The organism is Blastococcus aurantiacus, assembly GCF_900102425.1.
Taxonomy (GTDB): Bacteria; Actinomycetota; Actinomycetes; order Mycobacteriales; family Geodermatophilaceae; genus Blastococcus; species Blastococcus aurantiacus.
Window position 1 is genome coordinate 358,614 of record NZ_FNBT01000004.1, and the last position, 23,802, is coordinate 382,415.

At 75.2% G+C, this 23,802-nt stretch carries 24 protein-coding genes and 1 pseudogene; 12 read left to right on the top strand and 13 right to left on the bottom strand.

The window, feature by feature from the left end; all coding sequences use genetic code 11:
• Positions 1-13: 13 nt before the first annotated feature.
• The 3 genes and pseudogenes from BLS70_RS10520 to BLS70_RS21310 form a co-directional block, all read left to right on the top strand.
• The gene (locus BLS70_RS10520) at positions 14-337 is read left to right on the top strand and encodes an Rv2175c family DNA-binding protein (protein WP_091766966.1); all 324 of its coding nucleotides are present in this window, start codon (positions 14-16) and stop codon (positions 335-337) included.
• A 43-nt stretch (positions 338-380) separates the two neighbouring features.
• On the top strand, positions 381-725 hold the full coding sequence (locus BLS70_RS10525; protein WP_091766968.1) for a lycopene cyclase domain-containing protein: 345 nt from the start codon (positions 381-383) through the stop codon (positions 723-725).
• Positions 722-931: pseudogene (locus BLS70_RS21310) on the top strand (lycopene cyclase domain-containing protein); the annotation flags it as partial. The gene BLS70_RS10525 and the pseudogene BLS70_RS21310, both read left to right, overlap by 4 nt.
• On the opposite strand, the gene BLS70_RS21055 reads toward BLS70_RS21310, so the two are convergent.
• From BLS70_RS21055 to BLS70_RS10545, 3 genes are all read right to left on the bottom strand, one after another.
• Positions 928-1,881 (bottom strand): phytoene/squalene synthase family protein, encoded by a 954-nt coding sequence (locus tag BLS70_RS21055; protein WP_091766973.1) that lies wholly within the window; start codon positions 1,879-1,881, stop codon positions 928-930. The pseudogene BLS70_RS21310 and the gene BLS70_RS21055 overlap by 4 nt on opposite strands.
• Before the next feature lie 73 nt (positions 1,882-1,954).
• Positions 1,955-3,448 carry a phytoene desaturase family protein gene (gene crtI / locus BLS70_RS10540; RefSeq protein WP_091766975.1) on the bottom strand — a complete coding sequence of 498 codons (1,494 nt, stop codon included), beginning with the start codon at positions 3,446-3,448 and terminating at the stop codon, positions 1,955-1,957.
• A 1-nt stretch (position 3,449) separates the two neighbouring features.
• Entirely contained in the window at positions 3,450-4,649 is a 1,200-nt protein-coding gene (locus BLS70_RS10545; protein WP_091766978.1) for a polyprenyl synthetase family protein, read from the bottom strand.
• A gap of 107 nt (positions 4,650-4,756) precedes the next feature.
• Here BLS70_RS10545 and metF point away from each other — a divergent pair, with 107 nt between their 5' ends.
• The gene (gene metF / locus BLS70_RS10550; protein WP_218122367.1) at positions 4,757-5,668 is read left to right on the top strand and encodes a methylenetetrahydrofolate reductase [NAD(P)H]; all 912 of its coding nucleotides are present in this window, start codon (positions 4,757-4,759) and stop codon (positions 5,666-5,668) included.
• Here the strand turns inward: metF and BLS70_RS10555 are convergent.
• Positions 5,652-6,293, bottom strand: a complete 642-nt coding sequence (locus BLS70_RS10555) for a hypothetical protein (protein ID WP_091766983.1) — start codon at positions 6,291-6,293, stop codon at positions 5,652-5,654. The genes metF and BLS70_RS10555 overlap by 17 nt on opposite strands.
• A 91-nt stretch (positions 6,294-6,384) precedes the next feature.
• Here BLS70_RS10555 and BLS70_RS10560 point away from each other — a divergent pair, with 91 nt between their 5' ends.
• Genes BLS70_RS10560 through BLS70_RS10570 form a run of 3 tightly spaced genes read left to right on the top strand, consistent with a single transcriptional unit; the run spans position 6,385 to position 9,217 of the window.
• The gene (locus tag BLS70_RS10560; protein WP_091767336.1) at positions 6,385-7,494 is read left to right on the top strand and encodes a LolA family protein; all 1,110 of its coding nucleotides are present in this window, start codon (positions 6,385-6,387) and stop codon (positions 7,492-7,494) included.
• Positions 7,491-8,411: an ABC transporter ATP-binding protein gene (locus BLS70_RS10565; RefSeq protein WP_091766985.1), complete on the top strand. Its 921-nt coding sequence runs from the start codon at positions 7,491-7,493 to the stop codon at positions 8,409-8,411. Before BLS70_RS10560 ends, BLS70_RS10565 begins: the two co-directional genes overlap by 4 nt.
• Complete coding sequence (locus BLS70_RS10570; RefSeq protein WP_091766988.1) at positions 8,408-9,217, top strand: ABC transporter permease; 810 nt, start codon at positions 8,408-8,410, stop codon at positions 9,215-9,217. The genes BLS70_RS10565 and BLS70_RS10570 overlap by 4 nt, the downstream gene beginning before the upstream one ends.
• Positions 9,218-9,345: 128 nt before the next feature.
• On the opposite strand, the gene BLS70_RS20455 is transcribed toward BLS70_RS10570, so the two are convergent.
• On the bottom strand, positions 9,346-9,768 hold the full coding sequence (locus tag BLS70_RS20455; RefSeq protein ID WP_143030388.1) for a hypothetical protein: 423 nt from the start codon (positions 9,766-9,768) through the stop codon (positions 9,346-9,348).
• A 359-nt stretch (positions 9,769-10,127) separates the two neighbouring features.
• On the bottom strand, positions 10,128-10,925 hold the full coding sequence (locus BLS70_RS10575) for an esterase/lipase family protein (RefSeq protein WP_091766990.1): 798 nt from the start codon (positions 10,923-10,925) through the stop codon (positions 10,128-10,130).
• A 68-nt stretch (positions 10,926-10,993) separates the two neighbouring features.
• On the opposite strand from BLS70_RS10575, the gene BLS70_RS10580 reads away from it, so the two are divergent.
• Positions 10,994-11,683, top strand: coding sequence for a CDP-alcohol phosphatidyltransferase family protein (locus BLS70_RS10580; protein WP_091766993.1), 690 nt, complete (start codon positions 10,994-10,996; stop codon positions 11,681-11,683).
• A 165-nt stretch (positions 11,684-11,848) separates the two neighbouring features.
• Complete coding sequence (locus tag BLS70_RS10585) at positions 11,849-12,826, top strand: carbohydrate kinase family protein (protein ID WP_091766996.1); 978 nt, start codon at positions 11,849-11,851, stop codon at positions 12,824-12,826.
• On the opposite strand, the gene BLS70_RS10590 is transcribed toward BLS70_RS10585, so the two are convergent.
• From BLS70_RS10590 to BLS70_RS10620, 7 genes are all read right to left on the bottom strand, one after another.
• Positions 12,827-13,483: a flavin reductase family protein gene (locus BLS70_RS10590; protein WP_218122368.1), complete on the bottom strand. Its 657-nt coding sequence runs from the start codon at positions 13,481-13,483 to the stop codon at positions 12,827-12,829.
• Positions 13,480-14,628: a glycosyltransferase family 2 protein gene (locus BLS70_RS10595; protein ID WP_091766999.1), complete on the bottom strand. Its 1,149-nt coding sequence runs from the start codon at positions 14,626-14,628 to the stop codon at positions 13,480-13,482. The genes BLS70_RS10590 and BLS70_RS10595 overlap by 4 nt, the downstream gene beginning before the upstream one ends.
• On the bottom strand, positions 14,625-15,440 hold the full coding sequence (locus BLS70_RS10600) for a carotenoid biosynthesis protein (RefSeq protein WP_255362383.1): 816 nt from the start codon (positions 15,438-15,440) through the stop codon (positions 14,625-14,627). Before BLS70_RS10600 ends, BLS70_RS10595 begins: the two co-directional genes overlap by 4 nt.
• Entirely contained in the window at positions 15,437-17,116 is a 1,680-nt protein-coding gene (locus tag BLS70_RS10605; protein WP_091767001.1) for a phytoene desaturase family protein, read from the bottom strand. Before BLS70_RS10605 ends, BLS70_RS10600 begins: the two co-directional genes overlap by 4 nt.
• A gap of 2 nt (positions 17,117-17,118) precedes the next feature.
• The gene (locus BLS70_RS10610) at positions 17,119-17,721 is read right to left on the bottom strand and encodes a GNAT family N-acetyltransferase (protein ID WP_091767004.1); all 603 of its coding nucleotides are present in this window, start codon (positions 17,719-17,721) and stop codon (positions 17,119-17,121) included.
• Complete coding sequence (locus BLS70_RS10615; RefSeq protein ID WP_091767007.1) at positions 17,718-18,272, bottom strand: YbaK/EbsC family protein; 555 nt, start codon at positions 18,270-18,272, stop codon at positions 17,718-17,720. The genes BLS70_RS10610 and BLS70_RS10615 overlap by 4 nt, the downstream gene beginning before the upstream one ends.
• A gap of 64 nt (positions 18,273-18,336) precedes the next feature.
• Positions 18,337-18,975, bottom strand: coding sequence for a maleylpyruvate isomerase family mycothiol-dependent enzyme (locus BLS70_RS10620; RefSeq protein ID WP_091767009.1), 639 nt, complete (start codon positions 18,973-18,975; stop codon positions 18,337-18,339).
• Positions 18,976-19,160: 185 nt separating this feature from the next.
• Between BLS70_RS10620 and BLS70_RS10625 the strand changes: the two genes are divergently transcribed.
• The 3 genes from BLS70_RS10625 to BLS70_RS10635 are packed head-to-tail and all read left to right on the top strand — an operon-like array spanning position 19,161 to position 23,781.
• Complete coding sequence (locus BLS70_RS10625; RefSeq protein ID WP_091767012.1) at positions 19,161-19,484, top strand: DUF6504 family protein; 324 nt, start codon at positions 19,161-19,163, stop codon at positions 19,482-19,484.
• Complete coding sequence (locus BLS70_RS10630) at positions 19,484-19,954, top strand: SAV_6107 family HEPN domain-containing protein (RefSeq protein WP_091767015.1); 471 nt, start codon at positions 19,484-19,486, stop codon at positions 19,952-19,954. Before BLS70_RS10625 ends, BLS70_RS10630 begins: the two co-directional genes overlap by 1 nt.
• Positions 19,951-23,781: a DNA polymerase III subunit alpha gene (locus BLS70_RS10635; RefSeq protein WP_091767018.1), complete on the top strand. Its 3,831-nt coding sequence runs from the start codon at positions 19,951-19,953 to the stop codon at positions 23,779-23,781. Before BLS70_RS10630 ends, BLS70_RS10635 begins: the two co-directional genes overlap by 4 nt.
• The last annotated feature ends 21 nt before the right edge of the window (positions 23,782-23,802 follow it).

Here is a 23,802-nt window from a genome sequence, read left to right on the forward strand (position 1 = left end):
AGGCTCGCAGCCTATGGACACGTTGACGCCCACGGAGGTCGCCCAGCTCCTCGGCACCTCCCCGAACCGCGTCCGGCAGCTGCTGCGCGACCGGAAGCTGATGGCCGTCCCCGGCAGCGGCAACGGCAAGATCCCGGCCGCCTTCGTCCAGGACGGCGTGATCCTCAAGCACCTGCCCGGGCTGCTGACCGTCCTCAAGGACGGCGGCTTCTCCGACGAGGACGCCTTCGACTGGCTGTTCCGCGAGGACCAGACGCTCCCCGGCACGCCGGTGCAGGCCCTGCGCGACGACCGGCACACCGAGGTCACCCGCCGGGCGCAGGCGCTGGCCTTCTGACCCGCGTGCATCCGGCGCCGGCGCCGGCGCGGAAGGGACTGCCGTGGAGCAGCTGACCTACCTGGGGCTGCTCGTCGGGTGCCTGGTGGTGACCGCGCCCCTGGAGCTGGTGCTCGGCGTTCGGGTGTACGCCCGCTGGCGGCGCTTCCTGGTGGCGATCGTGCCGGAGGTCTCGGTCTTCATCGTGTGGGTGCTCTACGCGATCGCGCAGGGCCACTGGGACTACTCGGCGGTGCGCACCCTCGACGTGCGGCTGCCCGGTGGCATCCCGGTCGAGGAGGTGCTGTTCTTCCTCGTCGTCCCGCTGTGCTCGGTCCTGGCGCTGGAGGCGGTGCGGCGGGTGACCGGCTGGGACGCCGGCTATCCCGCGGAAGAGGCCGAGCGATGAGCTACTCGGTCCTCGCGGTCGTGGCCGTGCTCGTCGTCCTGGTCGTGGACCTGGCGGTGTACCGGACCCGCATGGTCACCCGGAAGGTCTTCTGGACCGCCTACGCAATCATCGTGTTCTTCCAGCTGCTGATGAACGGCGTGCTCACCGGCCTGGACGTCGTGGTCTACGACGAGCGCGCCATCTGGGGCCCGCGGATCGCCTACGCGCCGGTCGAGGACCTGCTCTTCGGCTTCGCCATGGTGACCCTGACCCTCGCCAGCTGGGCGGCGGTCAACCGGCGGGCGAACACCGCCAGGCGCCGCGGCCTGGACACCGAGACCCGGCCGTCGAGCACCCGGTAGTCGGCGCGCTCGATCTCGCTGAGGATCCCGCCGTAGAGATCGGTGGCCGCCCGCACGCAGTCGCGGGACTCCGGCGCGAGCAGCGGCGTGCCGGGCGCGGCGTCGTCGTACCGGCGGCGGGTGATCGCCACCATCTCGCGCATCAGCGCCTCGAATCCGGGGGAGTGCCGCCTCTCGGCGAGCTGCTCCCGGGTGACGCCGTGCGCGGCCATGAGGTCGGCGGGCAGGTACACCCGCCCGCGGTCGACGTCCTCGGCGACGTCGCGCAGGAAGTTGGTCAGCTGGAACGCCTCGCCCAGCGCGATGGCGTGCGGCGCGGCCTCCTCGCGGGTCACGCCGGGCGCGGTGCCCAGGACGGGCAGCACCTGCAGCCCGATCACCGACGCAGAGCCCCACATGTACCGGTCGAGCGCGGCCATGTCGGCGTAGGAGTCGACGTCGAGGTCGCTGGTCATCGCGGCGAGGAAGTCGACGAGGTGGTCGACGCCGATGTCGTAGCGGCGCCAGGTGTGCACGAGCGCGAGCCGGACCGGGTCCTCCGACCAGCCGGCGGCCAGCTCGGCCAGCACCGCGCGGGACCACTCGGTGAGGTCGCCCACCGGGTCCGGGCCGGGCAGGTCGACGAGGTCGTCGGCCGTGCGGGCGGCCGCGTAGAGCGCGTGCACCGCGGGCCGCCGGTCCGGGGTGAGCAGCCGGGTGGCGAGGAAGTAGCTCTTGCCGTGCTCCGCGGCGACGGCGGCGCAGTGCGCGTAGGCCGCGGCGAGCTGCTCCTGCCGCGCCGCCTGCGTCCCCGGCGGGTGCACCAGCGTCATGAGACCTCCTCGCTGGCGCTCGTCGGCCCCATGCCGCGGCGTGCTCTGTTTCTGGATGACCTCGCAAGCTCGGTCATCGGGCCACCGGCCCGGTGATCCGCTCGGCGGCCAGCCGGCCACTGATCAGCACCATCGGCACACCGACCCCCGGCTGCACCGAGGAGCCGGCCAGCACCACGTTCTCCGGCCCGCGCCGGGGGAGGGTCGAGGGCCGGAAGGGGCCGGTCTGGCCGAAGGTGTGCGCCAGCGCGAACGGCGTGCCCGCGGCCATGCCCTGGTCGGCCCAGGTCAGCGGGGTGTCCATGTGCTCCACCTCGATCGCGTCGGCGATGCCGGTCCAGCCGCGCGCATCCAGGGTGGCCAGCAGCTCCTCGCGGTAGCGCGGGCCGAGGGTCGCCCAGTCCAGGTCGGGGTTGCCGCCGCTGCGCGGGTCGAGGTTGGGGGTGGGGGCCACGACGCTGACCACCTGACCGCCCTCGGGGGCCAGCGTGCGGTCGGTGACCGACGGCATGCTGATCAGCAGGCTGGGGTCGCTCATCGGCCGGCCGTCGCGGGTCAGCTCGTCGAAGACCTGCTGCCACGACCCGCCGAAGCTGATGGTGTGGTGGGCCTGGCCGGGCAGCTCGTCGCGCACGCCGACGTGCAGGGCCACGCACGACGGGGACCAGACCGGCCGGCGGGGGGCGGGCACGCCGGGCACCAGCCGCCAGGGCGCGTCGCTGGTGACCACGACGGCGTCGGCGGGCAGCACCTCGCCGTCGGCCAGGCGCACGCCGCTCACCCGCCGTCCCGACGTCGGGAGCGCGATGACGCTCGCCCCGTAGCGGAACTCCACGCCCGCGTCGGCGGCCGCGGCGGCCAGGGCGCGGGGGACGGCCGCGATCCCGCCCTCCGGGTGCCAGACCCCGGCGCCGATGTCGAGCTGGGCGATGACGGCGTAGGCCGCGATGGCCTTGAAGGGGGAGACGCCGGCGTAGAGCGCCTGGAAGCTGAACAGCCGGCGCAGGCGGTCGTCGGCGAAGTACTTGCCCACGTGGGTGGACAGCCGGCCGAAGCCGCCACGGCGGGCCAGCTGCACCAGCTCCGGCCCCAGCAGGTCGAGCGGGGAGTCCAGGTTGCGGTCGATGAAGGTCGTCAGCTGCAGCCGGTACAGCTCGGCGAGGTCGGCGAGGTAGCGGCGCAGCGCGTCGGCCTCGGCCGGCCCGCAGAGCCGGGCGACCTCCGCGGCGAACGCGTCCGGCGCGGCGTGCACGTCGAGGGAGGTGCCGTCGGCGAACTGCGCGCGGTAGCTGGTCTCGAGCGGCGTCAGCGTGAGCCGGTCGGACGTCTTCTCGCCGACGGCGGCGAAGGTGTCGGCGAGCACCTCGGGCGCGGTGAAGACCGAGGGGCCGGTGTCCAGGGCGTAGCCGTGCGACTCGATTCGCCCGGCGCGACCGCCGGGGCCCTCCCCGCGCTCGACGACGGTGACCTCGCGGCCGGCGCCGCGCAGCCGGAGCGCCGTCGCCAGGCCGGCCAGGCCGGCACCGACGACGACGACGCGGTCGGTGGGTCCGGGAACGGTCCGCACGTCAGGCGGTACGGCTGGTCGCCGCGACGGCGAGCGCGTCGAGGGCGGCCTTGGCGTCGTGGGACAGCGGGGCGTCGGCGATGGCGGTGCGGGCGCGGGCGGTGCTCTGCGCGATGCGCTGCTCGACCCGGTCGCGGGCGCCGGTGTCCTCGATCAGTCCGCGCAGGGCCTGGAAGTCCTCCTCGCGGGCCGCGGCGTTGCCGAGCAGCTCGTCGAGCAGCCGGCGGCCGGCCGCGTCCGCGGCCTCCTCCGCCCAGGCGATCAGCAGGGTCTGCTTGCCCTCGCGCAGGTCGTCGTCGGCGGACTTGCCGGTGACCGTGGGGTCGCCGAACACCCCGAGGACGTCGTCGCGCAGCTGGAACGCCTCGCCCAGCGGCAGGCCGATGGCGGTGGTGGCCTCGACCACCCGGGGCCCGGCGCCGGCGATGGCCACGCCGAGCTGCAGGGGCCGCTGGACGGTGTAGCCGGCGCTCTTGTAACGGGCGACGGTGAGGGCGCCCTCGGGGCCGGGCAGGCCACCGGCGGCGCGCAGCAGGTCGAGGTACTGCCCGGCGGTGACCTCGGTGCGCATCGTGTCCCACACGGCCCGCGCCCGGCTCAGCGCGCCCTCGGAGATGCCCGAGCAGCGGAGCAGCTCGTCGGACCAGACCAGCGCCAGGTCGCCGACGAGGATCGCCGCACCGGTGCCGAAGAGGTCGCCGTCGCCGTGGAGCGCGTCGGCGGCGTGGCGGGCGGCGAAGCCGATGTGGGTGGCCGGGCGGCCGCGGCGGGTGACGGCGCCGTCCATGACGTCGTCGTGGACCAGGGCGCTGGCGTGCACGAACTCCAGGGCGGAGACCGCGCGGAGCACCGCTGCGTCGTCCTCGCCGGACCCGGGGCCGGTGTCGCGGGCGCCGCGCCAACCCCAGTAGGCGAAGGAGGGGCGCAGCCGCTTGCCCCCGGCGGCCAGTGCGGCGACCTCGTCGACGACGGGGGCCAGGCCCGCGGCCATCCCCGCGAGCGTGGTGCGCTGCCGGTCGAGGAATTCGGTCAGCGCCGCCTGCACCGCGGCGTGCAACCGGTCGAGGTCCGCGGCGGCCAGCGACGGCGCCGGGTGGGCAACAGCCGCGGCCTGCCGGGTCCTGGTGGTCACCCGGTCAGTATCGCCCCGCAGCTCCGGACGGGCCGGGCCGGCGAGGCCGGGCAGGATGCTGCCGAACATGTGTGGGTCCTCCCGGGTCGTCCGTTCGTGCCCTCTTCGCCGCGACGGCGCAATCCGGATGCGGTCGGTCGGGAGAAAGTGGACGGCCCTCCGTACCCTCGATGACCGTGACCCAGACCGTGCGTGAGCTGCTGGCCTCGGAGCGGCCGACCTGGTCCTTCGAGTTCTTCCCGCCGAAGACCCCCGAAGGCGAGCAGCAGCTGTGGAGCGCCCTGCGCGAGCTCGAGCGGCTGCAGCCCTCGTTCGTGTCGGTCACCTACGGCGCCGGTGGCAGCACCCGCGAGGGCACGGTCTCGGTGACCGAGCGCATCGCGACCGAGACGACGATGACGCCGCTGGCGCACCTGACCGCGGTCGACCACAGCATCGCCGAGCTGCGGCACGTCGTGAGCCGGCTGGCTGCCGCCGGGGTCCGCAACATCATCGCGCTGCGTGGCGACCCGCCGGGCGCTGACCCGCAGGCCGACTGGGTCGCCCACCCCGAGGGGCTGTCGTACGCCGCCGAGCTCGTCGAGCTGATCAAGTCGATGGGCGACTTCTCCGTCGGCGTCGCGGCGTTCCCGGAGCGGCACCCGCGCTCCCCGGACTTCGACAGCGATGTCGACATGTTCGTGGCCAAGTGCCGGGCCGGTGCCGACTTCGCCATCACCCAGATGTTCTTCCGGGCCGACGACTACCTGCGCATGCGCGACCGGGTGACCGACCGGGGCTGTGACGTCCCGATCATCGCCGGGGTCATGCCGGTGACCAACGCCAGGCAGATCAAGCGGATCGTGCAGCTGTCCGGGCAGGCGTTCCCCGCCGAGCTCGCCGAGCGGTTCGAGGCCCTCGACGGCGACCGGCCGGAGGACAAGGCGGCCGTCCGGGCCTACGGGGTCGAGGTGGCCACCGACCTGTGCCGCACGCTGCTGGACGAGGGCGTGCCCGGCATCCACTTCATCACCATGAACCGCTCGACGGCGACTCGTGAGGTCCACGCCAACCTGGTCGGCGCGCCCTCGGTCACGACGGCGGGCTGACCCGGCCGTCGAGGACCACCGCGGCCTTCGCCGCGGCACGGCGGAGGCCCTCGCGCTCGGCGGCGTACCCACCGACGACGCCCACGACGGGCAGGTTGGACAGGGCGCGGTGGCGCCACTTGCCCTTGGGGCGGGCGTCGAGGGACTCGTCGATGCGGCCCAGCAGGCGGGCGACCCGCCACACGGTGCGCGCGACCCCGGCCACGCCCCTGCGCTCGTCGGCGGCGCCGAACGCCTCCTCGCGGTAGGTGCCCTTGCTCCGGGCGAACAGCGGTTCGACCACGGACGCCGGCAGGTCGCGGTCCAGCAGCACGCGGGCCAGCAGCGCCACCCGCTCGGCAGGCTCCGTCACTCCGTGCTCCCCGGCGACCCCGAGGACGACGACCGACTGCACCGCCGTCCCGACGGTGTTCTGCAGCGGCAGGAGGTCGGCGAGCTTCCCGGCGAGACGCGGCGCGGCGGAGACGCCGGCCGCCACCCGCGACACCTGGTCGGCCCACCACTGGTCGCGCTCGGCCTGGGGCAGCGCCGGGGGGCGGCCGAGCCGGGCGGCCAGCGGAGTGGCCAGCCGGTCGACCCGGCGGAGGACGTCGACGACGACGGCGTCACTGATCTGGGCAGCCATGGCGAGGGGGTGCCCCGAACCGCACCGGCGCACGCGTGAGGTGCGTTCCGGGCCCGGCACGCACCGGCTGGGCGCACGTACCGTGGCCGGCATGTCGGACCGCGGGCGCGCCGCCGCGCCACGCTGGGCCGCCGTCGGGGTGCTCGTCGCGGTCCTGGTGTCCCTCCCCGCCGTCGTCGGCGCGCTGCCGGTAGAGGACGCCGACGTCTTCGCCCCCGACCTGCGCGCCGCCGTCCTGGCCAGCGACTCCGTCGGGTACTCCGGCTACGCCGAGTCCGCCGGCGGGCTGGCGCTGCCCGTGACCGACCAGCTGACCTCGGTGGCCGACCTGTTCAGCGACCGCACGACCATGCGCGTCTGGTGGCGCGGGCCCGCCGACCACCGGGTGGACGTCGTCACCACCGCAGGCGAGACCGGGGTCCACCGCGACGCCGGCGGCTCTTGGACGTGGGAGTACGAGCGGGCGACGGCGACCCGCACCGAGGCCGCCCCGCTGGAGCTGCCCGCCGCGCCGGACCTCCTGCCACCCTCGCTGGGCCGGCGGCTGCTGTCGGAGGCGGCGGATGCGGAGCTCACCCGGATCGGCGCGCGCCGGGTGGCCGGCCGCGACGCGCTCGGGCTCCGGCTGGAGCCCGCCGCCCCGGCGGCCTCGGTCCGCCGGGTCGACGTCTGGGTCGACGGCGACAGCGGGCTGCCGGTGCAGGTCGAGGTGGTGGCGAAGGGCAGCGACCGGCCGGCGCTGGACACCCGCTTCCTCGACCTCGAGCTCGCCGTCCCCCCGGCGGAGGTGACCGCCTTCCGGCCACCGCCGGGTGCCACGGCGCGGAACGGCCGGCAGGCCGAGGTGCTCCGCGAGGCCGGCGACCGCGTGCGCCCCGTGGCGCTGCCGCCGGAGCTGGCCGGCCTGCCCCGGCGGGTGCTGGACGGGGCGCCGCGCGGGATCGGGCTCTACGGCTCGGGCGTGACGCTGCTCGCCGTCGCGCCCGTCCCGGAGGGGCTCGCACGGGCCCTGGACGACACGCTCGCGCAGAGCCCGGACGCCGTCGTCGACGACGCGGGCGCGCGGATCGCCGCCGGGCCGGTCGGCCTGATGCTGGTCGAGCCCCCGGGTCGCGGTCCGTACGTGCTCACCGGCACGGTCACCCTTGATGCACTGGTCACCGCGGCCGGCCAGCTGCCCGAGCTGGCAGGCACCGGATGAGCGCGGTCATCAGCACCCGCGGCCTGGTGAAGCGGTACGGCCGCGTGCGTGCCGTCGACGGCATCGACCTCGACGTGCAGCAGGGCGACGTCTACGGCTTCCTGGGCGCCAACGGGTCGGGCAAGACCACCACCGTCCGCATGCTGCTCGGGCTGGTGCTGCCCACGAGCGGCGAAGTCGAGCTGCTCGGCGGCCGGATGCCGCGCGCTGGACGCCGGGTGCTGCCGAGGGTGGGGGCGCTGATCGAGGGCCCGGCCTCCTACGGGCACCTGTCGGGCCGGGAGAACCTGCGCCTGCTGGACGCCTCGGGCCGCGGCGGACCGTGGCGCACCCGCAGCGCCCGCGTGGACGCCGCCCTGGACCAGGTGGGACTCGGCGGCGCCGGGCGCAAGCCGGTCAAGGCGTACTCGCTCGGCATGCGGCAACGCCTCGGGCTGGCCGGTGCGCTGCTGCGCCGTCCCGAGCTGCTCGTGCTCGACGAGCCCACCAACGGCCTGGACCCGCAGGGCATCTCGGAGATCCGCGAGCTCCTCCTGGACCTGCACCGCGGCGGGACGACGATCTTCCTGTCCAGCCACCTGCTCGCCGAGGTGGAGCAGCTGTGCGACCGGGTGGGCGTGCTCGACCGCGGCCGGCTGGTGCTGCAGGACCGCATCCCCACGCTGGTGGCCCCGACCGGGTCGACGGTCGTGCACAGCCCTGCGCCCGACCGGGTGCGCGCACTGCTCGACGGGCGGGTCACCGCCGTCGAGGGCGACCGGCTCGTCGTGCGGGGCGAGGACCCCGCCGAGGTGAACGCGCTGCTCGTGGGCGCGGGCATCCCGGTGACCGGGCTGGCCCTGGACCGGCCGACGCTCGAGCAGGTGGTGCTGGCCGCCGCCGGTACGAGCCCCGACCGGGTGGAGGTACCGCGGTGATCACGGTCGAGCTGCGCAAGATGTTCCGCCGTCCGCGCACCTGGGCCACCATCGCCGTCCTCAACGCCCTGCCGGTGCTGGTGGCGGTGCTGCTGGTCGTCACCGACCTGGCGCCGCGGCCCGGCGAGGGTCCGCCGTTCCTCTCGGCCGTCCTGCGCAACGGGTCGCTCTACCCACTGGCCGCGCTGGCCATCGTGCTGCCGCTGTTCCTGCCGATCGCGGTGGCGGTGATCTCGGGGGACGCGGTGGCGGGGGAGGCCCAGGCCGGGACGCTGCGCTACCTGCTCGCCCGGCCGGTCGGGCGCACCCGGCTGCTGGTCGCAAAGCTCGTCGCCGTCCTTGCCTTCGTGGTGGTGACGGTGGTGGTGGTCGCCGCCGTCGGCTACCTGGTGGGGACGACGCTGTTCGACGCGCAGCCCATTGGCGGCACCTCGGTGTCGGGCACCTCGCTCACGTCCGAGCAGATCACCGGCCGGACCGTGCTCGCCATCGGCTACGTCGCGGTGTCGATGCTGGGAGTGGCGGCTTTCGGCCTGTTCTTCTCGACGATGACCGACTCACCGCTCGCCGCCACGATGGGGGCACTGGCGGTGCTGGTCACCTCGTCGCTGCTGTTCACCCTGGACGCCGCCTCGCCGATCGCGCCCTACCTGCCGACCCGCTACTGGCTGGCCTTCGTCGACCTCTTCCGCGACCCGATCCAGTGGCGCGACCTCACCCGCGGCCTGGCGCTGCAGGGCGTCTACGTGGGCGTACTGCTGGCGGCGGCGTGGGCGAACTTCACGACCAAGGACGTCACGAGCTAGTACCGGACCAGCATCGGTCGCTCCGCTGGCCCAGCGCCGGAATGAGCCGCCTGTCCCTGAGCGTCCCACGATGGGACATCCCGCGACCAACCTCCGCATTGCTTCGCTGAGGCGGCACGCCCGGGCGTCTAATCGTCCGGGGAACCCGCTGACCGAAGAACGGCGTTGCCCTCCTCAGCGGCCGTTGCCTGGGATTCCTTCACCGCTCGATAGCGGCGATAGCCGACCAGCAACAGGGCGTGCCGGAGTGCGCTGGTGGGCGCTACGAGTGCTGCCCATAGCGGGGACCGTCCACGGAGAATCACCCCACCGTTCCATCGAGCCGCCGCTGCGGGAGACAAAGTGAGGTAGATGAGGCCTGCGCCGGCCGCCCATCCGGGGATCTTCCGGTGCTTCAACCGCTGCCATCGCGCAGGCTGACGCACATAGTGCGTCAGGCCCAGCGCCATGAAGGTGTTGAGCAAGGTGACCAGTTTGGGGCCTGTTGGCACACCGGACTCGCCGCGTAGACGGCGCGCGACGGGAACGAAGATCGCGGCCGGTGCGCTCAAGAGCGCGACTCTGCGCATCACTGAGTGATATGGGGCAAAGCTCTCTATGACAGCAGCGATAGCCGGATCGAGGGGCGCTGTATCTCCGCGCGTCACGGCCGGACGGTAGCTGCTGATGCGTCGACAGATGAAGCCCGGAGCGACCCCGGCGCTTTCTCGTAGGCTCGGGTTCAGTGAGGCGGATGCCCGCAAGCGGCCCATTCAGCGACACTCGGCGTGACTCCGGAGTGATCGGGCTAAGGGCCGAGCAATGTGCGCCCATGGCCGGTTCCCGGGCCGGAACCTGCCTTCAGCGCACATCGTTCCGGAGGGGCGGTATCCCATAGCCGCCTTCGGGGCGATGGTTGCCGTACGCGGAACTAGCTGAGGCGCGCGCAGTCGGCCGGGCCCAGCTCCACGGGCTCGCCGGCCGCCAGCTCGGCGAGCACCATCTCCTGCACCAGCCCATCGCGCGGGAGGTCGCTGTGCTCCACCTGTGCACCGGCGCAGACCGACTGGACGGGCAGCTCGAGCGCGCCGCCGAGCCGGGAGCTCTCCGGCGGGACGACCCGGTCCCTGGTGGTCCAGATGGACACCCAGCTCGGCCCCTCCGGCGTCTCGTCGCCGGCGTTCAGCTCCGCGAGCAGCTCGCTGCCGGGCGCCAGCTGACGGCAGGCGACCGGGCACTGAGCGGGCGCCAGCGCCCCCGCCACCCCGGCGAGGTCGGTGCCGTGGTGCGGGGAGCCCAGCGTCACCACCCGGCGGACGACGTCGGCGTTGCCGTCGGCGACCCACAGGCGCGCGACGATGCCGCCGGCCGAGAAGCCGACGACGTCCACGGCCGGGTCGCCGGTGCGCTCCAGAGCGGCGGTCGCCGCGGCGTCCAGCGCGTCGGCGGACGCCGTGAGGTCGCCGGTGCCGTCGCCCGGGAGGCCGACCACCGTGGCGTCCCGGCCCGCCGCGGTCAGCCGGTCGGCGAGGAGCTGCAGGGCGCCGGTGGCGCCGCCGTAGCCGGGCACCAGCAGCACCGGGCCGAGCCGGTCCTGGTCGGCCGGCTGCGGGTCGGCGGCCGAGGGCCGCTGGTGCACGACGCCGGCCAGGACCGCCGCGCCGATCGACGCCAGGGCGAGGACGACGAGGACGACGCGTCGGCGGGCGGGGGAGAGACCGGCGAGCATCCACCTACTGTCCCTGTTCGGGAGCCGGGCATCACGGTCCGGACCGGCGATGCGGGGGAAGGGGCGCGGTGCTGAACCGGGACGAGTACCTGGCGGCGTGGTCGCGCTGGCACGGGGACGCCGACACGTCCTCGCCGCTGGTGCGCGGGTGGCTGACCCTCGCCCACACCCTCGCCCGGCCGCTCGCCGGGATGCCGCCGGTGGTCGCGACCGCCGCCGGCCTGGCCGTCGCCGCGGCCGCGGTCGCCCCCGCCGCCGCGGGGGGCGCCTGGCTGATCGCGGCCGGGCTCCTGGTGGGCCTGTCGGGACTGCTCGACAGCCTCGACGGCGCGCTGGCCATCGGGGCCGGGCGGGCCTCCCAGCGCGGGTTCGTGCTCGACTCGGTGGTCGACCGGCTCACCGAGGTCGCCTACGCCGGAGCGCTGTGGGTGGCCGGCGCTCCGGGCTGGCTGGTGGTCGTGTTCGGCGCGCTGTGCTGGCTGCCCGACTACGTGCGCGCCCGCGCCGGGCAGGCAGGCGTGGACCGCACCGGCCCGATCTCACTGTGGGAGCGCCCCACCCGCGTGGTCATGGCCGCCCTCACCCTCGGCGGTGCCGGCGTGGTCTCCGGTCTCGAGGTGCGCGGCGTGGACGGCGACGTGCTCACGGTGACCAGCGGAGCCGCCGTGGGCGCTGTCCTGGGCGCGGTGGCCACGGTCCAGCTGGGGTGGTGGCTCCGCTCGGAGCTGGCGGGACCGGAGGGCCCCGGGCCGCGCTGACGGGGCACCGTCCGGGGGAAGCGGCGCACCTCATGGCCTCTGGCGGTCCGGGCGGCGCCTACTCTGTTCGGTGCTCGACCCCTCCCGTTCGCCTCTCCGTCACCCAGGCCCGCCCGCGAGCCGGGGGCCCGTGCCCCTCCGGAGCCATCCCCCCAGGAGCAGCCCGTGCCCGTCGTCGTCACCGGGTCCATCGCCACCGACCACCTCATGACCTTCCCCGGGAAGTTCGTGGAGCAGTTCGTGGAGGGGCAGATGGAGAACGTCTCGCTGTCGTTCCTCGTCGACGACCTGGTCCAGCACCGCGGCGGCGCCGGCGCGAACATGGCCTACGGCCTGGGCCTGCTCGGCCTCGGGCCGGTGCTCGTCGGCGCCGTGGGCAGCGACTTCGCCGACTACGAGGCGTGGCTCAACCGGCACGGCGTCGACACCGGCAGCGTGCACTGGTCGGAGCTCAAGCACACGGCCCGCTTCGTCTGCACGACCGACGCGGCCAACAACCAGATCGCGTCGTTCTACTCGGGTGCCATGGCCGAGGCCTCGCAGATCGAGCTCGCGCCCGTCGCCCGGCGGGTGGGGGAGCCCGACCTGGTGGTCGTGGGCCCGAACGACCCCACCGCCATGGTGCGGCACACGCAGGAATGCCGGGACCGCGGGCTGGCCTTCGCCGCCGACCCGAGCCAGCAGCTGGCCTGGGCCGACGGCGCGATGATCCGCGACCTGGTCGACGGCGCCGACCTGCTGTTCACCAACGAGTACGAGTCGCACCTCCTCCAGCAGAAGACCGGCTGGGACGCCGACGAGGTGCTGGCCCGGGTGGGCATCTGGGTCACCACCCGCGCGAAGGACGGCGTCCTCGTGCGCCGCCAGGGCGAGGAGCCGATCGAGGTCATCGCGGTGCCCGAGACCAAGCCGGTCGAGCCGACCGGCGGCGGTGACGCGCTGCGCGCGGGGTTCATCGCCGGGCGCATGTGGGGCCTGGGCCTGGAGCGGGCCACCCAGCTGGGCTCCGCCGTCGCGACCGCCGCCGTGGAGGTCGTCGGCACGCAGGAGTACGACCTGCCGCGGGAGAGCTTCCTCAGCCGCTTCGCCGAGGCCTTCGGCGACGAGGCCGCGGCCGAGGTCGCGGCGCACCTGCCCGCCTAGCTACTCGTCGCGGAGACGTTCGCCGATGGCCGGGTCGGCCGCCCAGGCCCGGTAGGAGATCCGTTTGATCTCGCGCACCTCGCCGACGGTCGACCACTCGTTCCCGCCCAGCCGGGCCAGGGGCCGCAGGTGCTCGATGCGCGGCCGTCCGTCGTGCACCGCCTCGGCCCACACGCTGATGTGCCGCACCCGGCCGAAGACCACCGTGCTGTCGCCGAGGGCGAGCGTGCCGTGCAGGACGCACTCGATGGACACCGGCGACTCGGCGACCCGCATCGCGTCCACGGTCTCGGCGGGTTCCAGTCGCACCCCGGTGTGCTCGGCCTCGCTGGAGTCGGGCGGGAAGTCGGTGGCCGTGGCGTTGACCTGCTCGAACAGGGCCTCGGGCGTGAGGTTCACGGTGAACTCGCGTGTCGCCTCGGCGTTGCGCAGCGAGTCCTTGCGCCCCACCGACGTGAACTGCACGACCGGCGGGGTCACGCACGCCACCGTGTAGAAGGAGTGCGGCGCGAGGTTGTGCACGCCGGACGCCGAGCGGGTGCAGACCCACGCGATCGGCCGCGGGACGACGACGGAGTTCAGCACCCGGTAGAAGGCGCCGGTGTCCATCGCGTCGGGGTCGAAGGAGACGCGCTCGCGCGCTGCCGGGGAGGTCACCGGCCCATCCTCGCCGCAGCGCGGCCCTGCGGCGCGGGCGGCTCCGCGGTCACGCCGCGGCCCCGCCAGCGCAGCGTGCCGCGCCGGTGACCGGCCACCGAGCGCACCATCAGGACGTCCAGGGCCAGCACGGAGAGCGGGTGGGCCAGCGCGTCGGGCCACACCCGGCCACCGGTCGCCGCGGCGCTGACCGCCCGGCCGGCCACCCCGCCCGCGTACCCGACGAGCCCGGCCCGTGAGCCCCGCAGCGCCGCGGCCGCGGGGAGCACCCACACCGCGGTGAGGGCGCCGGCGGTGACGAGCCCGGCAGCCGGCGAGCCCCCGACGGCGGCCCACAGCGACTTCGCGTAGCCCTCCCGCACCCCGGCCCAGCCCTCGTACATGCGGCACACGGCCAGCCGCGACCCGTCGACGACGGCCCCGCGCCCGCCTGTCGCCTTCACCGCGCGCAGCAGGGCGACGTCCTCGATGACCTCGCCGCGGACCGCGGCGTGCCCGCCGGCCCGTTCGTAGGCCGCGCGCCGCACGACGAGGAACTGCCCGTTGGCCGCGGCCAGCGCGGGCCGTGGCGAGCGCTCGGCCAGCCGGAGGGGCAGGAACGTCGCCCACAGCCACTGCTGCAACGGCTGGACCAGCCGCTCGGCAGCGCTGCCGGTCAGCTGCCGCGGCCAGGGGGAGACCAGGTCCAGCCCCGCGTCGTCCAGCACCGCGACGGCCGCGGCGACGGCGTCGGGCATCAGCCGCACGTCCGCGTCGAGGAACACGAGGACGTCGGCGTCGTCCGCGATCGCGGCGCCGTGTGCGCAAGCATTCGGCTTGCCCAGCCAGCCCGGCCCGGGCGGTGGCGCCGTCACCAGCTGCACGCGGGGGTCGGGGTGGGCGGCGACGAGCTCGGCGGTGCCGTCGGTCGAGCCGTCGTCCACGACGACGACGCGCAGCCTGGGGACGCCGCGCTGGTCGAGGGCCGCGGCGAGGCAGTCGCGGACGTCCGCCGCCTCGTCGCGCACCGGGACGACCACGGTGACCGACCGGCGGACCGTGGCCGGCGCGGCGGGTGGGCGGCGCAGCAGCGCGGCGTTGAGGGCAGCGTGCGCCGCGCCCGCGACCGAGATCCCGGCCAGGGTGCGCAGGAACCTGCCGCTCACGGCTGCCGCGCGTGCTGGACGGCGAGCACGGCGAGGACGGCGGCACCGAGGCCGGCGCCCCACACGGCCGATCCGGGCAGCCCGAGCCAGCCGGCGTGGGCGAGCGCGCCGCCGAGGGTCATCCAGGCCAGCGCGAGCAGCGGGGCGGCGTCGCCGACGGCGGGGGGAGTGGCCGTGCGCTCGACGAGGAGGTCCAGCAGCGTCATCAGGACCACCCCGGCCAGCAGCCAGCCGGCGAGGTTGGTCAGCGGCACGGTGTCGATCCCCGGGAGGCCCGGCGAGGGGTGCGCCCACGTCCAGTAGCCGGCGTCGACCATCTGCGGGTCGAGGACGACGTCCCAGGCGGCGAAGACGGCCGCGGCCCACGCGATGCGCGCCGCCCGCCGTCGTCCGGGGCGCACCGGCCGGGCCAGCCGGCCGCCCAGCAGCCAGCTCGGCCAGGCCATCATCAGCCAGGCCAGAGGCACGAGGAACGGCACGCCGAGCAGCGTCGGGCCCAGGACGTCGCTGTAGGTGTAGCTCCCGTACGGGAATCCGGTGGCCAACCCGACGCTCTCGAACGCCACGGCGACGCCGCCGACGAGGACCAGGACGCCGAGGCCGGTGCGCGCTCCCCGGCTCAGCCAGGCGTGCACCACCGACAGCGTCGCGCCGAGCAGGACGATGGCCCAGCTGACGGCGTTCCGGGTGTCGCCGTCGGCGAGGGGATAGGCGATCGCGGTGGCCAGCAGTGCCGCGGCGAGGGCGAGCGGCACCAGCTCCCGGGCGGTGCGGAGCCGTGGCAGGGGGAGCGCGGCGATCGACGGGATCACGAAGGTCTCCGCCCGAGCCTGGCCCCCGCCCGGCGCAGGGACCCGATCGCCGCCGCGCGGGCGCGCGCCGGCCGCGACCGGTCGCCGAGCACGACCCGGGCCGCGCTGCGGCCGGAGTTCCCGGAGACGCCGCCGCCGGGGTGGGTGGAGGCGCCGGCGAGGTAGAGGCCGCGCAGGCCGGGGACGCGGTAGCCGGACAACGCGGGTGTGGGCCGGAACCCGAACATGCTGGCCAGCCCCATCTCCACGTGCATGACGTTGCCACGGGGCAGGGACAGCTCGCGCTCCAGGGCGACCGGGGTCTGGACGTACAGCCGCTGTACCGAGTCGGCGAACCCGGGCGCGAAGCGGTCGACCGCCTCGACGAGCCGCTGCGCCTCCGCGTCGGCGAGGGCGTCCCAGTCGCTGCCGTCGGCCAGGGCGTAGGGATACCACTGACCCCAGATCGTGACGACGTGCGAGCCGTCGGGAGCGAGCGTGTCGTCGCTGGCGGAGAAGGACATCGCCAGGGGCACCGGCTCGCGCGGCACCCGTCCGGCGCCCCAGTCGCCATGGGCGGCGGCGAGCTGCGCCCGGTCGGTGCACAGCAGTTGCAGTCCCTGCAGCGACTCCTCGGGAGTGGCGCCCGGATAGGCCGGCAGCGCGTCGGTGAGCGCGCGCACGACCAGCCCGAAGCCGTTGCCGACCGGCGGATTGGCCTCGGCCAGCGCCGGGGGTGCGTCCTCGCCGGCCAGCCGCCGGGTCACCCCGATGTGGCACGCGGCCACGACCGCGCCGGCGACCACGCGCCGCCCCGACTCCGTCTCGACGCCGGTCATCCGGGGCCCGGTGCCGTCGTCGTCGACGAGCAGGCGCGCGGCGCCGTCGCCGAGCACCACCCGTCCGCCGTCGGCCTCCAGCCGTCGCCGCAACGCCGCGGTCAGCCCACCCGAGCCGCCGACGGGGTGGCCGGGCGGCACGTCGTGCAGCAGCGCCACCCAGCCGACCATGGCGGCGGTGCCGGGCTCGGACATCGGCGGGCCGGACTGGGCGCCGAACCAGGCCAGGGCCGCCTTGAGCCGCTCGCTGCCGAACCAGCGGTCCAGCAGGGCGTCGCCCGAACCCAGGAAGTCGACCGCCAGCTCGCCTCCGGGGGTGCGGGTGCGGCCCTCCCCGGGGGCGCCCAGCGGCCAGAAGGAGCGGACCAGCCCGCCGGCGCTGGGACGACGGCCGAACGAGGCGACGACGGCCCGGCTGCGCGGCCCCCAGACCGCGACGAAGCGGCGGTAGGCGTCGGCGTCGTCCTGGCCGCAGGCGGCGGCGATGGAGGCGCAGGTCGCGTCCAGGTCGACGGAGAAGACCAGCGGCCGGCCGTCGGGACCGGCGTCGCCCGGGGACGGCGCGGGCGCGAAGCCCCACGGGTCGCAGTCGAGGTAGCGCAGGCCGTGGGCGGCCAGGCCCAGCTCCTCGACGATGCCGCTCTGCCGGATGATCACGTGCGCGCTCGAGCCGCGGTCGACGCGCACGCCGGGCCAGCGCTCGACGGTGGAGACCGCCCCGCCGAGGACGGTGTCGGACTCCACGACCTCGACCGACAGCCCTTGGCGCGCCAGGTAGCAGGCGGCGACCAGCCCGTTGTGGCCGGAGCCGATCACGACGACGTCGACGGGAGCCGGTTGCGCTTCGGGGGAGGGCACGCTCAGGTGTTCGCCGGCTGCGGGTCGCGCGGATGCATCGGGAGCTCGACGCCGAGGATCGCGAACGGCCGCGGATCGCCCGGGAAGTGGTAGCCGCGGGCCAGGTCGACGAAGCCGTCGGCGTGGTAGAGCCGGAACGCCTTCGTGTCGGCGTCGGGGGTGGAGAGCAGGGCCACCGGAGCGGTCGCGCCGGCCACCAGGGCGTGCAGCAGCTGCCGGCCCAGACCGCGGCTCTGGTGGTCGGGGTGGACGTGCAGCTCGCAGACCTCGAAGGCGCCGGGCAGCCACTTCTTCGCCGTCCGGCGGTCCAGGGCGGCGCGCACCTGGTCGTGCCACCACTGGCCCGGTGCGATCAGGTAGCCGTAGCCGAAGCCGACGAGCTGCTCGGCCGCCTCGCCCCCACCCGCCCCAGTGGCGGCGAAGGCGCCGACGGCGCGGAAACCGGGGCGGTCGGTGTGCTGGATGGCGTAGCCGTAGCGGCCGGCCACGACCGCCGGGTCGTACCCCATGGCGAGGCCGTAGATGGCCAGCGCCTCGTGCATGTGGTCGCGCAGCCAGGCGACCGGCAGCTCGACGATCCGGGTGCCGGGTCGGGTGTCGGTCACGGGCCGACCGCCTCCGGGACGTCGTAGGGGAGGGGGGCGGGACCGGTGGACGAGGGAACGGCGCCGATCGGGCCGTCGCCGACCTCGGCGGCGGTGCCGTCGGTGAGCCGGAGGAGTTCGTCGTAGGTGGTCGGGAAGACCGTCGCCGGGTGCCCTGCCGCCGCCCAGACCTGCGGGTGGCGGGACAGCTCGACGTCGACGAGGGTGCCGATCGGCTCGGGATGGCCCACGGGGGCGACGCCGCCGATGGGCTGGCCGGTGACCTCCCGGACCAGCTCGGCCGGTGCCCGGGAGACGGAGTCCACGCCCAGCAGGGCGGCGACCTTGGCCTCGTCCACCCGGTGCGCGCCGCTGGTCATCACGAGCAGCGGCTGACCGGCGGCGACGAAGACGAGGCTGTTGGCGATCGCGCCCACCGGCACGCCGAGCTCGGCGGCCGCCGCGGCGGCGGTGCGGACCTCGGCGGGGAGCACGCGTACCTCACCGGGCGCGCCGGCCTCCCGCAGCAGGTGGCTGACCGCGGCGACCCGGGGGTGCGCGGGCGAGGACATGGGTCGATCCTGCCACCGCCCCCGGGAGTCCGGCGGGTCGGGCGACGCGGCCGTCGGTGCTCCGTCAGCTGCGGGCCCAGGTCCGCAGCTCGTCGCTCCCGGGGCCGGTGAGCTGGTCGAGGTGGACCGGGCGCCGGGTGACGGCCAGTGCCAGCGCTTCGGCCGGCCCCTCGACCCGCGGCCCCGAGCCGCGCGACCAGTCGATGTCGGTGGCGGCCCAGGTCAACCGGGGCAGGCCGCGGGGGAGGAAGGCCGGGCTGGCCTTCTTGCTGACGAGGAGGTCCAGGACGTCGGCCCACGGGTCCGGGGACCGGCCGTGGTCGAGGCCGAGGGGGACGGTGATGTCGAGGCGGTGGACGAGCAGGTCGGTCAGCGGGGCGTGCCAGTCCAGGCCCGGTGGGGTGAACCGGTCGCCGGCCTTCTCCCGCAGGTCGGCGACGAGGGTGGCGGTCGGCAGCCGTGCGCGGTCGTCGGCCAGGAGGTGGTTGGCGCGGTCGAAGGACCCCCGGGCGCGCACCATCGCCCGGAGGAAGCCCGTCCAGGAGCCGGTGGGCCCGGCCATCAGGTGGGCGGCGACGTGCCGGACCGTCCAGCCCGCGCACAGGCTCGGGGTGGCCCACTGCTCGGGGCTCAGCCCGTCGAGCAGGTCGGCGAGGGCACGCCGCTCGGCGGCGACGGTGGTCCAGGCGGCGGTCTCGTCCATGGGGTGATCGTGGCAGGTGAGGACGACGGCGCGTCCGTCTTGACGCCCGTCCGGGGCTCGGGTCTACTGGACATCGTTCGAACACGCGTTCGAACGATGGAGTCAGTCGCCATCCGCACCCGTCCCCGCCTTCCCCACGGGGTGGTGCGGACGGCGGGGGTGTCGGAGACGTGGGGAGGTCCGTCATGAGCCGGGTGCTCGGTGAGGCCGTCGACCGGGTCGGCGAAGAGGTGCAGGTGGAGCGGGGCGCTCTCGGTCCGCTGCAGTTCTGGCGCGGGCAGTCCCGCTACCTCGTGGGGGAGCTGCTCGACTCGTGGATGGAGACCTCGCCGTGGTGGCAGCGCGACGCCGGGTCCGGGGGAGCGTCGGCCGACCTGGTCGCCACGCGCGAGGTCTGGCGCGTGGAAGCGGTGCGCGCGGGGCGCTCGCGGACGGACTTCGCCGGCGTCTTCGACCTGTCCTGGGACGCCGCGGCGAACCGCTGGTGGCTCGTCCGGGTGCACGACTGATGGGCGCCCGACCCCTCATGGCCGACCAGCTACCCCTGCCCCCGGCGCTGCCCGCCGCCGCCGTCACGCTGCTGGAGCAGGCCTATCGCGGGCTGTCCGAGGCGACCGGCTGCACCGACGCCCGCCAGCGCTACGCCACCGCGCACCTCGGCGCACTGCGGGCCGCGGCTGCCGTGCTGGCCGCCCGCACCCGTCCCGAGGGTGGCCGCCGCCGCCCGCGCAGCGCCTGGGTGCTGCTCGGCCAGATCGCGCCCGAGCTGGGGGAGTGGGCCACCTTCTTCGCCGCCGGTGCCGCCAAGCGGGCGGCCGCCGAGGCCGGGCTGTCCCACGCCGTCACCGACCGGGAGGCCGACGACCTCGTCCGCGACGTCGGCGCCTTCCTGATCGTGGTGGAGAACCACCTCGGTGCCGTCCCCGCCTACCCGCGGCCGCGGGTCGTCGGGGGCACCTCCTCCGAGCCCCGTCGGTGAACGACCCCTTCGTCCACCTGCACGTCGCGTCGGGCTACTCCATGCGGTTCGGGGCCAACCACCCCGCCGACCTCGTGGCACGCGCTGCCGAGCACGGGATGGGGGCGCTGGCCCTCACCGACCGCGACGGGCTGTACGGGGCGGTCAAGTTCGCCCTGGCCTGCCGCTCGGCGGGGATCCGCCCGATCTTCGGGGTCGACCTCGCCGTGGCCCCCGCGCTGGACACCACCGTGCCCCCGGCGCTCGCGCACGCCCTCGGCGGCGCGGCGTCCGGTGCGCGGGCACCGCGCCTGCACCCGTCCTCCCCGCCGGGCACCCGCCGGGCGCCTGCCCGCGGCGGATCGGCGGTCGACCTCCGGCTGCCGCGCACCACCTTCCTGGCCCGGGACGGCGCCGGCTGGGCGTCGTTGTGCCGGCTCACCAGCAGCACCCACCTGCGCGGCACCCGCGGCGAACCGGTCAGCTCGCTGGCCATGGCCGCCGAGCACGCCACCGGCCTGACCGCGCTGCTGGGCCCCGACTCCCCGGTGGGGCGGGCGCTGGCCACCGGCCGCACCGATCTCGCCGCCGCGCAGCTCGACATCTGGCGGTCGGTCTTCGGTCCGCACCTCGTCCTGGAGGTGGTGCACCACCGGGGTCGGGGCGACCGGCAGCGGGCGCAGGCGATGCTCCGGTTCGCCGCCGAGCAGGGCGTGCCGGCGGTGCTCAGCAACGCGGTCCGCTACGTCGACGCCCTCGACGCGCCGACCGCCGACGTCCTCGACGCCGCCCGCCGGCTCGTCCCGTTGGACCTGCGGCACGTCGACCGGCGCACCGCCGAGGGCTACCTGAAGTCGGGCAAGGAGATGGCGCAGGTCGCCGAGGACCTCGTCGGCCCCGACCGGGACGCAGCAGCGCGGCTGCTCGAGCGCACCGCGCGGCTGGCCGAGCAGTGCGCCGTCGACATCCGCGACGACCTCGGCATCGGCAGCGTCCGCTACCCCGAGCTCGACGTCGTCACCACGGCCGCCGAGCGGGGGATGACCTCCTCCCAGGTGCTGCGGGCCCGCTGCGAGGCCGGGCTCGGCCGGCGCGGGATGCTGCTGTCGGAACGGGTGCGCGTCCGGCTGGACGAGGAGCTGGCGGTGATCGACCAGCTCGGTTACCCCTCCTACTTCCTCACTGTCGCCGACGTGGTCGACCTCATCAAGAGCTTGAGGGTTCGGGCGGCGGCGCGCGGTTCCGGCGCAGGCAGCCTGGTCACCTACCTGCTCGGCATCTCCGACGTCGACCCGATCCGCTACGGCCTGCTGATGGAGCGGTTCCTCTCGCCGCTGCGCCACCAGCTGCCCGACATCGACATCGACGTGGAGTCCGCCCGGCGGATGGAGGTCTACGACGCCGTCCTCGACCGCTTCGGCGCCGACCGGGTCAGCTGCATCTCGATGATGGACACCTACCGGGTGCGGCACGCCATCCGCGACGTCGGCGCCGCCCTGAGCCTGCCGCAGGCCGAGATCGACGCCGTCGCCAAGGCGTTCCCGCACATCCGGGCCAACCAGGTGCACGCCGCGCTGCGCGACCTGCCCGAGCTGCGCGCCAGTCGGTACGGGTCGAAGCGAGCCGGGGGCTCGGGCGATCTCGACCTGCTGTTCGACCTGGTCGCCCGGCTCGACGGGTTGCCGCGGCACATCGCACTGCACCCGTGCGGGGTGCTGCTGTCCGACACCACCCTGCTCGACCGCACACCCGTCGAGAGCAGCTACCTCGGCTACCCGATGAGCCAGTTCGACAAGGACGACGTCGAGGAGCTCGGGCTGCTCAAGCTCGACCTGCTCGGCATCCGGATGCAGTCGGCGATCGCGCACGCCATGGACGAGGTGGCCCGGGTCGACGGCGAGACCCTCGACATCGACGCCGTCCCGCGGGACGACCCGGCGACCTTCGAGCTGATCCGCAGCACCCGCACGCTCGGCATGTTCCAGATCGAGTCACCGGGTCAGCGCGAGCTGGTGGGCAAGTTCGGGCCGCAGACGTTCGAGGACCTCGTCATCGACATCTCGCTGTTCCGGCCCGGGCCGGTGAAGAGCGACATGGTCACCCCGTTCCTCCTGGCCCGGAACGGCTGGCGGGACGCCGAGTACCCGCACCCCGACCTGGAATTCGCGCTGGCGGAGACCGCGGGGGTCGTGGTCTTCCACGAGCAGGTGCTGCACGTCGTCTCGCGGATGACCGGCTGCACGCTGGCCGAGGCCGATGAGGTGCGCCGGGCGCTGGGGGAGAAGGACGCCCACCCCGAGGTGCGGGCCTGGTTCATGCCCCGCGTGCTGGACGCCGGGTACCCGGAGGCGGTCGCCGAGCAGGTCTGGCAGGTGCTGGTGGCCTTCGGGTCGTTCGGCTTCTGCAAGGCCCACGCCGCGGCGTTCGCGCTGCCCACCTACCAGTCGGCGTGGCTCAAGACCCACCACACGGCGGCGTTCCTCGCCGGGGTGCTCACTCACGACCCCGGCATGTACCCGAAGCGGCTGATCCTCGACGACGCCCGCAACTTCGGCATCGCGGTGCTCGGGCTCGACGTGAACTCCTCGGGGGCGACCTACCGGGTCGAGCGCCTCGACCGGGAAGAGGGGTGTGACGAAACCCCGGCGGAGAGTCCGGCCGGGGGCTGGCGGCCGCCGGAGTGGATGCCGGCGGCGATGCCCGACCCCTCCCGGTACGGCATCCGGCTGTCGCTGGCCGACGTGAAGGGCATCTCCGACGACGAGGTCGCCCGCATCGTCACCGGGCAGCCCTACCGGTCGCTGAGCGACTTCTGGTCCCGGGCGTCGGTGTCGCGCCCGGTGGTGGAGCGGCTGGTGCTCGCCGGGGGCTTCGACGCGCTCTACGGGTTCGGCATGCGCGACCGCGAGTCGCGCCGGCCCGCGCACCGCCGCCGGCAGCTGACCCGCCGAGACCTCCTCCTGCAGATCGGCGAGCTCGACCGGTGGAGCCGCAGCGGCGCACGGGCGAGCTCCGCCGGGCAGCTGAGCCTGGACCTCCTGGGCCTGGGCTCGGAGGAGGCAGGCCAGGACGCCGGGCAGGACGGCCTGTTCCCGCTCGAGGACGTGACGGGGCAGGAGGAGGGCGCCGGCGGGCTCGGTGCCGGTCCGGGCTGGGCCGAGGGAAGCGGGCTGCCGGAGTTCACCGACGCCGAGCTGGTGCGCGCCGAGCTCGAGGTGCTCGGCCTGGACGCCAGCCGGCACGTCGTCGACTTCTACAAGCCGTTCCTCGCCGCGCTCGGGGCGGTGCCGGCGGCCGACCTGCTCGGCTGCCGCAGCGGCTCGGAGCTGCTGGTCGCCGGGGTGAAGGTGGCGACGCAGACCCCGCCGATCCGGTCGGGACGGCGGGTGGTGTTCGTGACCCTGGACGACGGCTCGGGATGCACCGACTCGACCTTCTTCGAGGACGCCCAGGGTCCCTACGCCGCCACGGTCTTCCACTCGTGGCTGCTGGTGGTCCGCGGGGTGCTGCGCCGCACCGGTGCGCGTGGGGTCTCGCTGCGGGCGACCGGGGCGTGGGAGCTGCCGGCGCTGCACGAGGCCTGGGAGACCGGCGGGCTGGACGCGGTGCGCGAAGTGATGGCCGCACCCGGGGAGTACACCGAGCAGGCGATCGCGGGGGCGGCGGCCTCGCACGGGCCGCGGCCGGTCGTGGTGCGCCCGGTGCTGGTGCACCCCACCGGCTTCCGGATGTCGCCCTACGCCGACATCAAGCCGGCCGGCGACGACGCCGGGACGGCGGCCCGGCGCGCGGCCTCCGGCCCACCGCGCAAGCTCTGGCACTCCAGCCCCGGCAGCTCCGGTCACTGATCGCACCGGGTGGGCAGGATG

Coding starts and splice junctions, on each gene's coding strand:
- BLS70_RS10620 (WP_091767009.1), bottom strand. CDS start 18,975: ATGGACGAGACCGCCGCCTGGACCACCGTCGCCGCCGAGCGGCGTGCC.
- BLS70_RS10520 (WP_091766966.1), top strand. CDS start 14: ATGGACACGTTGACGCCCACGGAGGTCGCCCAGCTCCTCGGCACCTCC.
- BLS70_RS10545 (WP_091766978.1), bottom strand. CDS start 4,649: ATGTTCGGCAGCATCCTGCCCGGCCTCGCCGGCCCGGCCCGTCCGGAG.
- BLS70_RS10625 (WP_091767012.1), top strand. CDS start 19,161: ATGAGCCGGGTGCTCGGTGAGGCCGTCGACCGGGTCGGCGAAGAGGTG.
- BLS70_RS10630 (WP_091767015.1), top strand. CDS start 19,484: ATGGGCGCCCGACCCCTCATGGCCGACCAGCTACCCCTGCCCCCGGCG.
- BLS70_RS10575 (WP_091766990.1), bottom strand. CDS start 10,925: ATGCTCGCCGGTCTCTCCCCCGCCCGCCGACGCGTCGTCCTCGTCGTC.
- BLS70_RS21055 (WP_091766973.1), bottom strand. CDS start 1,881: ATGACGCTGGTGCACCCGCCGGGGACGCAGGCGGCGCGGCAGGAGCAG.
- BLS70_RS10555 (WP_091766983.1), bottom strand. CDS start 6,293: ATGGCTGCCCAGATCAGTGACGCCGTCGTCGTCGACGTCCTCCGCCGG.
- BLS70_RS10615 (WP_091767007.1), bottom strand. CDS start 18,272: ATGTCCTCGCCCGCGCACCCCCGGGTCGCCGCGGTCAGCCACCTGCTG.
- BLS70_RS10565 (WP_091766985.1), top strand. CDS start 7,491: ATGAGCGCGGTCATCAGCACCCGCGGCCTGGTGAAGCGGTACGGCCGC.
- BLS70_RS10560 (WP_091767336.1), top strand. CDS start 6,385: ATGTCGGACCGCGGGCGCGCCGCCGCGCCACGCTGGGCCGCCGTCGGG.